Origin of the sequence: Albidovulum aestuarii (assembly GCF_029961185.1) — a bacterium.
GTDB lineage: Bacteria > Pseudomonadota > Alphaproteobacteria > Rhodobacterales > Rhodobacteraceae > Albidovulum > Albidovulum aestuarii.
Genome location: NZ_JASBQQ010000002.1, coordinates 218088 through 230549 on the forward strand (window position 1 = coordinate 218088; position 12462 = coordinate 230549).

Sequence of the window (12462 nt, forward strand, 5' to 3'; positions counted from 1 at the left end):
AGGCATGATATCGGTCGATGAGGCCCTGTCGCGGCTATTTGCGCTCTGCACTCCACTCGCCACGGAATCCATCCCGCTGCGTCATGCTGCCGGGCGTGTCCTGACCGCAGCGGTAGTAGCGGGGCGCGACCAGCCACCCTTCGGGGCGTCGGCCATGGACGGGTATGCGATCCGCGAGACTGATCATGGTTCCGGGGTCCGACTGAAGGTCATCGGCGAATCCGCTGCTGGGAATGGATATTCCGGCATGGTGACTGCTGGCGAAGCCGTTCGCATCTTTACTGGTGCGCCGGTGCCGAGTGGGGCGGATAGGGTCGTGTTGCAGGAGGACGTGACGCGCGACGGCGACACCATCGTGTTGGGCGGGCGACTGGAACACGGGGCGCATATTCGCGCGGCGGGACAGGACTTCAAAAGGGGCGACAGCTTCGCTGCGCCACGCCGCCTTGCCCCCACCGATCTTGCCCTGATCGCCGCGATGAACGTGGCCGAGGTCACTGTCTCCCGCCGCCCGGTCGTGGCGCTGATCGCCACCGGCAACGAACTTGTCATGCCGGGTGAAGCGCCCGGGCCGGATCAGATCATCGCCTCGAACAGTTTTGCCTTGGCCGCCATGGCAGAGGCGGCAGGGGCAGAGGTTCGGATGCTGCCCATCGCCCGCGACACCGAGACGTCTTTGCGCTTCACGCTTGATCTTGCGCGCGACGCAGACCTTATCGTGACCATCGGCGGCGCGTCGGTGGGCGACCATGACCTTGTCGGAAGGGTCACCGAAGGCATGGGGATGGAACGGTCCTTCTACAAGATCGCGATGCGGCCCGGAAAACCGCTGATGGCAGGGCGCCTTGGGGCCTCTGCCTTGTTGGGCCTACCAGGAAATCCAGTATCGTCAGTTGTTTGCGGACATATTTTCATGTTGCCGCTGCTGCGCGCGATGCAGGGACTTTCTCCCGAACCGGCAGCGACGCTGCACGGTATCCTCGCCACCCCGGTGGAGGCGAATGGCCCCCGTGCGCATTACATGCGGGCAAGGGTGGAACATCGGGACGGAGCAGCCCATCTGTATCCGTTCGCCCGGCAGGACAGTGCGCTACTGTCCGTTCTGGCAGAGGCAAATGCGCTTCTGATCCGGCCGGTGGGCGACGCGGCCCGTTCGGTCGGGGCTGCCGTAAATTACATTCCACTTTGAGAACCAGATCTGAATTCGTTGACACAAATAGAGAACACGCATAGAACATGAAAAGAACAGCTTCGGAACAGGCAAAGGAAAACAGGCATCATGCTGACCCGCAAGCAACTGGAACTGCTCGATTTCATCCAAAAACGCGTCGCGCGTGACGGTGTTCCCCCCTCATTCGACGAAATGAAGGATGCTTTGGACCTGCGCTCCAAATCCGGCATCCATCGGCTGATCACGGCGCTTGAGGAACGCGGCTTCATCCGCCGCCTTGCCCACCGGGCGCGGGCGATCGAGATCGTGAAGCTGCCCGAAGCGATGGAAAAACCGGGCTTCAGGCCCAAGGTGATCGAGGGCGACCGAAAGGCACCGCCGAAAGGCGCGATGCCGGTTCTGGCAGACGTGATGGAACTGCCGGTGATGGGCCGCATCGCCGCCGGCGTTCCAATTGAGGCGATTTCGGAAGTGTCGCATCACGTTGCCGTGCCGGGCTCGATGCTGTCGGGCAAGGGCCAGCACTATGCGCTTGAGGTCAAGGGCGATTCGATGATCGAGGCGGGGATCAATGACGGCGATGTCGTCGTGATCCGCGAACAGTCTACGGCCGACAATGGCGATATCGTCGTGGCTTTGGTCGAGGGACACGAGGCGACGCTGAAACGTTTCCGTCGCAGGGGGCATATGATCGCGCTTGAGGCTGCGAACCCGGCCTATGAAACGCGGGTTCTGCCCGAAGATCACGTTAAGGTGCAGGGCAAGCTCGTGGGTCTGATCCGCAGCTATTGACGGGTAGCGAACCTTCGGGGCCGGATGCGCCTGTTCCACAACCTTTCGCCCGCCACCTCGCGTGCGGTGACGATACGCATCCCATCGGCGTCGGCATAAACCGCCAGCGCCCCGGTTTCGCGCAGTTTGGCCGTGTCGTAGATCAGGCATGGGCCTTTCGGGCCAGTCCAGTCCTCTGAGACGATCACCAATGCGCCCTTGGTACAGGCCGCCTGTGCACGATCGGCGGCTCCCTTGCCGGTGAAATGCGAAAAAGGCGTGCCGACGAGATTGGCCCAAAGCGCACCTTTGGCCCCCTGAAATCCCTGCCGGGCAAAAGCGGCGTCCTGTTCTGCAAGTTCGCCGTCATCCTCCAGCCAGCTTTTGGCGACGAAGCCCGCGCCCTTGGGCTTTGTCAGCGCCCTGCCCTCGGGTCCCATCAGCCCCGCCATCGACCCGTCGGAGGCGACGAGAAGCGCGGGCCGTTCGGCCCCGATCCAGAGGACAAGGGCGGTGACCAATCCGGCGACCCCGATGCCGCGCAGCCAGAACAACCGGGTGACAAGCGCCATGAGTCCGCCAAGCGCAATCATCGGCAAAGCGGCGCCGGGCGGTGCGGGCACCGCGACCACCGCGCCTTCCATCCCCGCGACCCATTCGGCGATTGCGAGGATCGCCCATGTCCCCTTGCCCATGACCCAAAGCACCGGAGCATCCAGCCCCAAGGGCGCAAGCAGGGCCGCAACAACCGCCAAAGGCATGACGACTGTCCCCATCAGTGGTACTGCCAGCAAGTTTGCCAGAAGACCGTATTCCGCGATCCGGTTGAAATGCGCGGCCGCAATGGGAGCGGTGGCAAACCCCGCCGCCATTGAGGATATTAGCAGCATTGCCACAGGACGCAGAAGTGCGGGGATGTGATGCTGTACCTTCGCCCAGAGCTGAAAGACGGCGATCAGCGCCACGGTCGCCCCGAAGGACATCTGGAACCCCGGCTCGACAAGGCTTTCCGGTTCGATCACCAGCACGATGATCGCGGCGATTGCGACAGAACGCAGCGAGATTGCCCGTCGGTCGGCCATCACCGCCACCAGCATCACTGCAACCATGATGAAGGCGCGTCTTGTGGCAACGCTCGGCCCTGCAAGCATCAGGTAGAAGGCGGCGGCGAAAAGCGCAACGACCGCCGCCAGTTTCTTCGTGTTGATCCTGAGCGCTACGGGCGGCACCAAGGCCAGCCCGTAACGGCAGGTGGCAAAGACGAAGCCGGTCAGAAGCCCTATATGCAGGCCCGAAATGGCGATCAGATGCGACAGGTTCGAGCCGCGAAGCGCCTCCGTCGTCGCCCGCTCCACCCCAGACCTGTCGCCAGTCATCAGGGCGGCGGCAAAGGCGCCCGCCTGCCCCTCCATCCGCGCCTGCATCCCGCCCGATATGGCCATGCGAAGGCGGAAGGCCAGAAGCGATAATCTGCCCTCCGGCGGTTCGAGCGCCAGCACCGGTGAGCGCGTATAGCCGACGGCGCCCAGCCCAGAAAACCACGCCAGACGCTGAAAATCGAAGCCGCCCGGCTCCACCGGGCCTTCTGGTGGCGAGAGATGGGCCGAGAGGATCACGGTCAGGCCGGGCACCGGACGGATGAACCCCTGCTCGCCGTGAAGCGCCACGCGCACCCGCGCCGGTGTGCGGCCAGGCGGGACATCCTCCAGCACCACGCGATCAAGCGTCAGCCGCATCTGGTCGGAGAAGGAGCGGTCGATATCGACGATGCGACCCTCAACGGACCCGTAATAGCGGAACTGCAGCACCGGGGCGGACACCGAATGAGCCCGGTACGCGGCGATGACCAGCCCCGCGGCGACAAGGGCAAGGCCCGTCGCGGGAATGCGCAACCGTTCGGGCCCCCGCCAACCGAGGGCTGCGAAGAGTACCATGACAGCGCCGACGGACCAGAGCATGACTGGCCCCGGCTCCTCCTTCAGCGCGAAATATCGGCCGATGCCGAGCGAGAGGTAAACCGGCGCCCAGATCATAAGCCGCCCCCGCGCCGCGCCGAGCGCGTCCAGCATCCTGATCACCGCCCGCACCTTGTTTCCCCGTCCGGCTTTGCCTATTGAGTGCCGTCAGCCTGAACTTTCATGGTTTCCGAAAGGTTAACGCGCCCATGTCCGACGTTGTCACCCGCTTCGCCCCCTCGCCCACCGGGTATCTGCATATCGGCGGCGCGCGCACCGCTTTGTTCAACTGGCTCTATGCAAGGGGCCGTGGTGGCAAGTTCCTCCTGCGCATCGAGGATACCGACCGCGAACGCTCGACGCCCGAGGCGACGGCGGCGATCCTGAAGGGCCTGACATGGCTCGGCCTTGATTGGGACGGCGATGTCGTCAGCCAGTTCGAGGGCCGCGAGCGTCATGCCGAGGTGGCGCGCGAGATGATGGCGCGGGGCCATGCCTATAAGTGCTTCTCCACGCAGGAGGAAATCGAGGCGTTTCGCGAGGCCGCGCGGGCCGAAGGGCGCTCGACCCTCTTCCAAAGCCCGTGGCGCGATGCCGATCCGGCGACGCACCCCGATCTGCCATACGTGATCCGGCTGAAGGCGCCCCGCGACGGCGAGACGGTGATCGAGGACGCGGTGCAGGGCAATGTCACCATCCGCAACGACCAGCTCGATGACATGGTTTGTTTACGGTCCGATGGTACGCCCACCTACATGCTGGCGGTCGTCGTGGATGACCATGACATGGGCGTCACGCATGTGATCCGGGGGGACGACCATCTGAACAACGCGGCGCGCCAGATTCAGGTCTACCGGGCGATGGGCTGGGACGTGCCGGTCTTTGCCCATATCCCGCTCATCCACGGACCCGATGGCAAGAAGCTCAGCAAGCGCCACGGGGCGGTTGGGCTGGAAGAGTATCAGGCCATGGGCTACCCGGCTTCGGGCATGCGCAATTACCTGACCCGGCTCGGCTGGGCGCATGGCGATGCTGAATACTTCACCGATGCCGAGGCGAAAGAATGGTTCGACCTTTCGGGAATCGGGCGCGCGCCCGCGCGGCTCGATTTCAAGAAACTGGAAAACATCTGCGGGCAGCATATTGCCGCCACGCCGGACGAGGCGCTTTTGCCTGAAATTGAGGCATATCTTGATGCTGCGGGCGCGAAATCTCTTTCGCAATCGCAGAAAGACGGGCTGTCACGCGCTCTTTACTGCGTGAAAGATCGGGCAAAAACTTTTCCGGAACTCATTGAAAAAGCGCACTTTGTTCTGGCATCTCGGCCTTTCGAACCCGATGAGAAAGCGGCAAAGTCACTCGATCCGGTATCCCGTGGTATACTGAAAGAATTGACGCCGCACCTGCAAAATGCTAGCTGGGAGCGGGACATGCTGGAAACCGCTGTGGGCACAATCGCCGAGGCTCACGGGATCGGGCTCGGCAAGATCGCTGGCCCCCTTCGGGCCGCGCTTGCCGGACGCACGGTCAGCCCCAGCGTCTTCGATATGATGCTCGTCATCGGGCGGGAGGAGACCATCGCCCGGTTGAAGGATGCGGCAGCCTGACGGCGCATTCGGCGCCCGGACTGTGAAGAACACCCAGATGCAGGCACCACCCGCCGGCATCTGAAGCAAAGGGAGCCGAGATGGACAAAATGATCAAGAACGCGACGCTAAGCTTCAACGGAAAAACGATCGACCTGCCCATCATGCAACCGACTGTGGGCCCCGAAGTCATCGACATCCGTAAACTCTACGGCCAGGGCGATGTCTTCACCTACGACCCGGGTTTTACCTCAACCGCTGCCTGCGACAGCGCCATCACGTATATCGACGGCGACAAGGGTGAGCTTCTTTATCGCGGCTATCCGATCGAGCAACTGGCCGAAAAATCGCATTTCCTAGAGGTCTGCTACCTGTTGCTTTACGGCGAACTGCCAGACGAAGGCCAGATGAAGGACTTCGAGGCACGTGTCACGAACCACACGATGGTGCATGAGCAGATGCACTATTTCTTCCGGGGGTTCCGCCGCGACAGCCATCCGATGGCGACCATGGTTGGCGTCGTCGGTGCAATGTCGGCCTTCTATCACGACAGCACCGATATCAATGATCCCTGGCAGCGTGAGGTCGCGGCGATCCGCATGATCGCAAAACTGCCGACAATCGCTGCGATGGCCTATAAGTACTCGTTGGGTCAGCCGTTCGTCTACCCGAAGAACTCGCTCGACTATCCGTCGAACTTCCTCCACATGTGCTTTGCGGTCCCCTGTGAGGACTATGTGGTCGATCCGATCCTGTCGAAGGCGATGGACCGGATCATGATGCTGCACGCAGATCACGAACAGAATGCCTCCACCTCGACCGTGCGCCTTGCTGGCTCGTCGGGCGCCAACCCCTTTGCCTGTGTCGCAGCGGGTATTGCCTGCCTTTGGGGTCCGGCCCATGGCGGTGCCAACCAGGCCTGCCTTGAAATGCTGCGCGAAATTGGCACGGTCGAGAACATCCCCGACGCGATCCGCCGGGCAAAGGACAAGTCCGACCCGTTCCGCCTCATGGGCTTTGGCCACCGGGTCTACAAGAACTTCGACCCGCGCGCGAAGGTGATGAAGGAAAGCGCCGACGAGGTTCTGGACCTTCTGGGCATCCACAACAACGAAACGCTGAAGGTCGCCAAGGAACTGGAGCGGATCGCTCTGGAAGATGAGTATTTCGTCGAGAAGAAGCTCTACCCGAACGTCGATTTCTATTCCGGCATCATCCTTGAGGCGATGGGTTTCCCGACCTCGATGTTCACGCCGATCTTTGCGGTCAGCCGTACGGTTGGCTGGATTTCACAGTGGAAAGAGATGATCGGCGATCCGACCCAGAAGATCGGGCGCCCGCGCCAGCTCTATATCGGTCAGACGCGGCGCGACTATACCGATTTGGCCAAGCGCTGATCGCCGACACATAAAGAAACGGCCGCCTCGGAAGAGGCGGCCATTTGGCATTCAAAGACATGCAACTTCGATCGAATGGGACACGAAGTGGATAGGTGTTTCACGCAGCGGTCGCGTGCTCTTTCGAAATCCGTTCAGCCTCCTTGCCATAAATTTCTTCGTAGTGGTCAAAGCTCATCTCGTGCCATGCCGTCCCTTGTGTCGCCGAGCCGAGCGCCATGGCGAGGTCTTCCTCAGCCGAGGCTGGAAGCAGCGCCCGGAACACGTCCCAACCCCGATAGTCCGGATCGCCATCGAAACCGAGAACCTGCCCCTTCAGCGATGAGATCAGCGACACCATCGCGCCCGAATAGATCGAAGGGACATGGATATCGACCCGCTCGATCGGTTGCAGCAGGACAGGCCCCGCCTTGCCCAAAGCCTCCCGCAAAGCCATGCGGCCCGCCGTGCGGAAGGCGAAATCGGAACTGTCGACAGCGTGGTGCTTGCCGTCGGTCAGCGTCACAGAAACGTCGGTGACCGGAAAACCCAACGGCCCCTTGTCCAATGCCTCGCGCGCGCCCTCCTCGACCGCCGGGATATAGTTCTTGGGCACTGCACCGCCTTTCACGACATCGTCAAAGACAAACCCATCGCCGCGCCCCGACGGCCGGACGATGACTGCCACATCGGCGAACTGACCGGCGCCTCCCGACTGTTTGCGGTGGCGGTAATGCTCATCGACCTGAGAGGAAATCGTCTCCAGATAGCGGGGATCGGGCACATGAGTCGTGACCTCGACACCGAAATCATCGGCCAACGTGGCGAGCGTCTGGCGTTCATGCATGACGCCCTGCAACTTCAGCAGGGCATGGCCCGTGGTCGGGTCCTGTTCCAGCCGCAGCATCGGATCGGCCTCGGCAAGCCGTGCCAGTGCCGTCGACAATCGCACCTCGTCACGCTCATGCGCGGGCGAGATCAGCCGGGCCAAAGCCGGCGGACAGCCCCGGCCCCAATCCGGCACGGCCGCGCCACCGGAGACGGTAAACACTTTCCCTGCATCAAGCTGATCGGACTTCACCGATATCCCGATCTCGCCCGGCTCAAGATGATCGCCACCTGCCTTGCCACCAACATCGACAAGCCCACCAAGGCCGCTGCCACCGAGCTGCGCACCGGTCTTCACACCCGTCCCGAGCGCCCTCAACATCACGCATTTGCCAAGGTGTTTGCGGATCTGAGCATGAAACCCGACCGCCACCGCATCCTTGTCGCCCAGCCGCCCGGCCAGAACCGACACATCCGGCGCCTCGTGCCTCAGCGCCTTCATCAGGCGCAGGATGCCATTCTTGTGGCTCGCAGCCCCCATGAAAGTCGGGACCACGTCGCGGTGCTGGGTTTCCCTCTTCGCGATCTCGAACAAAGCACCCGTCGCCGGTTCGTGATCCTCGATCAGTTCCTCCAGCAGAGCATCGTCATAATCCGACATCTGTTCCAGCAGCTCGGCACGCGCCTCGTGTTCGCGGTCAGCCTCGCCCTTCGGCATCTCGACAAGCTGCGACGGTTGTCCTTCACGATAACGCCATGCGCGTTCCGAAATCAGGTCAATCGCGCCGACGATCTCTCCTCCCTCGCGGATCGGGATCTGGCGCAGAACGACGGAATGGCTGGTATAGGCCTGAAGCGCGGCGACGATATCGCGGACGCGGCCCTTCGGTGCATCCATCTTGTTGATGAAGATGAAGGACGGGACATTCGCCGCCTCGGCCGCCCGGATCCAGGGCGCGGCGAGCACGGCCTCATCGGGATCTGGTGCGACGCAGATGACAGCGGCGTCAGCGGCAAGCAAAGCCGCGCCCCCCATGCGGGCAAATTCAGGCCCGCCCGCGACATCGATGGCGCACCAATCCTCACCCATGAAGCCAAAGCGGGTCAGCGTCAGATGGCCGGCCGTCTCGGACCGGGGATGAGCGTCCTCAAGCGCCGCCAGCGCCTGGACAAGCTCAGTCTTTCCCGATTGAGACGGCCCCAATACCGTGAAACAGCGCATGGATTTCCCCCTGTCGGCACGTCAGGCGAGCGCGATTGGTGGCTGGCCCCCGTGCCTTCCGGGCCATGCGCCCTTATGGCCTAACTCTCGGCTGCGAAACGCCTTCGGTCAAGGATGGAAAGCGGCGCTTACTCATGTTGGGCGAAAATCGCACTACCGGGACCAGCCCGAGCGTCAGCGGCCAAGGCCGGTGGCGCGAGACATGTCGTGACGCGTGAAACGCGCCTCAATTTGGAAAAGCCTAGCGGCCCTGAAACCGCGCCAGACGCTTTTCGAGGAACGCATCGACGCCTTCTCGGAAATCCCTGGTCTGCCCGCATTCACCCTGCAGCCGTGCCTCCAGCGCAAGCTGCATCTCGATGTCGTTCGCGAGAGAGGCGCGCATCGCCTGTTTTACCCTTGCATAGGCCGCCGTTGGCCCCTTGGCCAGATGCGCCGCCCGGGCCCGCCAGTGCGTCGCGAAATCTTCATCTGGAATGGCTTCCCAGATCATGCCCCACTCCGCCGCCTGCCGCGCGGTCACCTTGTCGGCGAACAAAGCCGCGCCCATCGCCTTGGCCATGCCCATGGCGCGCGGCAGCACATAGGTGCCACCGGCGTCGGGGATCAGCCCGATCCGGGTGAACGCCTGAATGAAGCTCGCGCTTTCCGCTGCGATCACCACATCGGCGGCCAGCGCCAGATTGGCCCCCGCCCCCGCCGCCGCCCCGTTCACTGCAGAAATCACCGGCACTTCGGCGGCCAAAATCGCGCGCAGCATCGGCTCGTATTCCTCGGCCAGCGTCTTTGACAGATCGAAATCGCCATCCACCCGATCACTCAGATCCTGTCCCGAGCAAAACGCCCGTCCCGTACCGGTCAGTACGACCACCCGCGCCGATGCGGCGGCTTTCGTCACTGCCCCGGTGATCTCTGCGCGCATTTTCGTATTCAGCGCGTTCATCACCTCGGGCCGGTTCAGCGTGATGACGGCAATGCCATCCGCCTCGTCAAACAGAATCGTCTCGTAAGCCATGCATATTCTCCCGGGGGACCGTTTGAGGCGGCAGATTACTGGCTCTGCCCGGCAGGCAAAGTGAAACCGCGCGTCACTTTTCCAGGATTTCCTTCAGCCGCGCCTTTTCCTCGGCGCTGAGCGGCGCGGGTGCCGCGTCTGGCGCAGACCTGCGGCGGCGGAGGTAGAGTGCCGCAGTGCCGAGCGCCATGAGCAGCATCGCTGGACCCGCGATCCACAGGATCAGGTTCTCACCCGAAGCGGTCGGTTGAAGCAGCACATATTCGCCGTAGCGATCCACGAGATAGGAAATGACCTCCTCATCGCTGTCTCCGGCGACGAGGCGCTCGCGGACCAGAACGCGCAGGTCTCGTGCCAGATCGGCATTGGATTCGTCGATATTCTCGTTGCGGCAGACGAGGCAACGCAGCCCCTTGGATAATTCTCGCGCCCGCGCCTCCAGCGCCGGATCGGCAAGAATCTCGTCGGGCTGCACCGCATGGGCAGGTGCAGCGAGCAGGCAGAGGTAAAGGATCAGCCAGCGCATCGCCTACTCCGCCGGTTGCGCAATTGCAGGCGCCTTGCGCGCCCCCGCGGCGACACGATAGCGGCGGTCGGACAGGCTCAGGATGCCGCCGAGCGCCATCAGGATAGCTCCGCCCCAGATCCAGTTGGCGAAGGGCTTGATGTAGGTCCGGACCGCCCAACCGCCATTGTCCTGCGGATCACCGATCACCAGGTAGATGTCGCGCCAGACCCCGTTGGCGATTGCCGCCTCGGTCGTTGGCATCGCCGCAACCGGATAAATCCGCTTTTCAGGATGCAGAAGCGCCACCTCGGCGCCCCCGCGCGTCACCCGCATTGTCGCTGTGGTGGAGATATAGTTCGGCCCTTCGACCCGTTCGACGCCCGAAAGCGTGATGTCGTAGCCCGCAACCGTGAACGTTTCGCCCACCTGCGCGACCCGGATATCCTCGACATCCCAGGCCATCAGGCAGGCGATACCGATGAAGACCACGCCAAGCCCGGAATGCGCCGTAGCCTTACCCCAGTCAGCGCGCGGCAGGCGGCCAAGCCGCGCGAACCGCCGCCCTGCCCTTTGCCAAAGCTCAGCCCCGGCCCCGGCAATCAGCCACCCGCCCAGAAAAACGCCGACAGGAGCCAACGCCGAGCCACCGGTCGAGACCGCAAAGGCCAGCCCGCCGAGTGCCAGAGCAAGTACAAGCGCGGGATAAAGCGGCCGCATTGAGCGCCCGATCCGAGCCCGCTTCCACGGCATGATCGCGCCAATGGGCAGGATCACCGCGAGGATCACCATGAAAGGAGTGAAGGCCTGATTGAAGAACGGCGCACCGACGGAAAGCTTCCGGTCGAATGCCAGTTCGGCGATGAGCGGCCAGAGCGTACCGACAAAGACCACGAATGCGGCAACCGCCAAGAGGACATTGTTCATCACCAGAGCCGATTCTCGGCTGACCATGGCAAAGACGCCTTTCGCCTCCATCACGCCCGCCCGTGCGGCGTAGAGCGTCAGAGCCCCGCCAATGAAGACGGCGAGGATCGCCAGAATGAAGATGCCGCGCTCGGGGTCGTTGGCGAAGGCATGGACGCTGGTGATGATTCCCGACCGCACAATGAAGGTGCCGATCAGCGAAAAGCCGAAGGCTAGGATCGCCAGCAGGATGGTCCAGCTCTTCAGCGCCTCGCGTTTCTCGACCACAATAGCGGAATGCAGCAGTGCAGCCGCGATCAGCCAGGGCATGAAACTTGCATTTTCCACCGGGTCCCAGAACCAGAACCCGCCCCAGCCCAACTCATAATAGGCCCACCAGCTTCCCAGCGCGATGCCGACAGTCAGGAACATCCAGGCGGCCAATGTCCATGGCCTGACCCAGCGCGCCCAGGCGGCATCGACCCGACCCTCGATCAGCGCGGCGACGGCGAAGGAAAACGCCATGGAGAGGCCCACATAACCGAGGTAGAGGAAGGGCGGATGGAAAGCGAGACCCGGATCCTGCAACAGGGGGTTCAGGTCCTGCCCGTCAAAGGGCGGCTCGGCAAGACGCAGGAAGGGATTCGAGGTGAAGAGGATAAAGGCAAGGAAAGCCAAGCCGATCATCGCCTGAACGCTCAGCACCCGCGCCTTCAGCCGGTCGGGCAGGCTTTGCCCGAACCAATGCGCCGAAGCCCCGAAAAGCGCCAGAATCAGCACCCAGAGCAGCATTGAGCCTTCGTGGTTCCCCCAGACGCCCGACACCTTGTAGAGCATCGGTTTCAGCGTGTGTGAATTGAGCGTAACGAGCCGCAAGGAAAAGTCGGAGGTGACAAAGGCGTAGGTCAGCGCCCCGAAGGAAATCGCGATGCACAGGAACTGCGCCGTTGCCGCCGGTCCCGCCATGGCCATCCAGCCGCGCCACCCCTTATGCGCGCCGACAAGCGGCACCACCGCCTGAACCGTGGCGATCATAAGGGCGAGAATAAGGGTGAAATGGCCAAGCTCTGCGATCATACCGCAGAGCATAGAGCGTCACGCGGGCGCCGCCAATGGGCTGCGCTTCA

Annotated in this window: 9 protein-coding genes; 4 read left to right on the top strand and 5 right to left on the bottom strand. The window is 62.9% G+C overall.

The window, feature by feature from the left end:
- Nucleotides 1–4 precede the first annotated feature (4 nt).
- Complete coding sequence (locus tag QKW60_RS05825) at nucleotides 5–1189, top strand: molybdopterin molybdotransferase MoeA (RefSeq protein ID WP_282367191.1); 1185 nt, start codon at nucleotides 5–7, stop codon at nucleotides 1187–1189.
- Nucleotides 1190–1279: 90 nt separating this feature from the next.
- Nucleotides 1280–1963: a transcriptional repressor LexA gene (gene lexA, locus QKW60_RS05830; RefSeq protein WP_282367193.1), complete on the top strand. Its 684-nt coding sequence runs from the start codon at nucleotides 1280–1282 to the stop codon at nucleotides 1961–1963.
- On the opposite strand, the gene QKW60_RS05835 is transcribed toward lexA, so the two are convergent.
- Nucleotides 1957–4029, bottom strand: a complete 2073-nt coding sequence (locus QKW60_RS05835; protein ID WP_282367194.1) for a ComEC/Rec2 family competence protein — start codon at nucleotides 4027–4029, stop codon at nucleotides 1957–1959. The two genes, lexA and QKW60_RS05835, sit on opposite strands and share 7 nt — an antisense overlap.
- A gap of 77 nt (nucleotides 4030–4106) precedes the next feature.
- On the opposite strand from QKW60_RS05835, the gene gltX reads away from it, so the two are divergent.
- The gene (gene gltX / locus QKW60_RS05840) at nucleotides 4107–5504 is read left to right on the top strand and encodes a glutamate--tRNA ligase (protein WP_282367195.1); all 1398 of its coding nucleotides are present in this window, start codon (nucleotides 4107–4109) and stop codon (nucleotides 5502–5504) included.
- Nucleotides 5505–5593: 89 nt separating this feature from the next.
- Nucleotides 5594–6880, top strand: coding sequence for a citrate synthase (locus tag QKW60_RS05845; RefSeq protein WP_282367767.1), 1287 nt, complete (start codon nucleotides 5594–5596; stop codon nucleotides 6878–6880).
- Nucleotides 6881–6980: 100 nt separating this feature from the next.
- On the opposite strand, the gene QKW60_RS05850 is transcribed toward QKW60_RS05845, so the two are convergent.
- From QKW60_RS05850 to QKW60_RS05865, 4 genes are all read right to left on the bottom strand, one after another.
- Nucleotides 6981–8909 carry an elongation factor G gene (locus QKW60_RS05850; RefSeq protein ID WP_282367197.1) on the bottom strand — a complete coding sequence of 643 codons (1929 nt, stop codon included), beginning with the start codon at nucleotides 8907–8909 and terminating at the stop codon, nucleotides 6981–6983.
- Nucleotides 8910–9150: 241 nt separating this feature from the next.
- The gene (locus QKW60_RS05855; RefSeq protein ID WP_282367199.1) at nucleotides 9151–9924 is read right to left on the bottom strand and encodes an enoyl-CoA hydratase-related protein; all 774 of its coding nucleotides are present in this window, start codon (nucleotides 9922–9924) and stop codon (nucleotides 9151–9153) included.
- A 73-nt stretch (nucleotides 9925–9997) separates the two neighbouring features.
- Nucleotides 9998–10450, bottom strand: a complete 453-nt coding sequence (locus QKW60_RS05860) for a cytochrome c-type biogenesis protein (RefSeq protein WP_282367201.1) — start codon at nucleotides 10448–10450, stop codon at nucleotides 9998–10000.
- A 3-nt stretch (nucleotides 10451–10453) separates the two neighbouring features.
- The gene (locus QKW60_RS05865; RefSeq protein ID WP_282367769.1) at nucleotides 10454–12412 is read right to left on the bottom strand and encodes a heme lyase CcmF/NrfE family subunit; all 1959 of its coding nucleotides are present in this window, start codon (nucleotides 12410–12412) and stop codon (nucleotides 10454–10456) included.
- Nucleotides 12413–12462 lie beyond the last annotated feature (50 nt).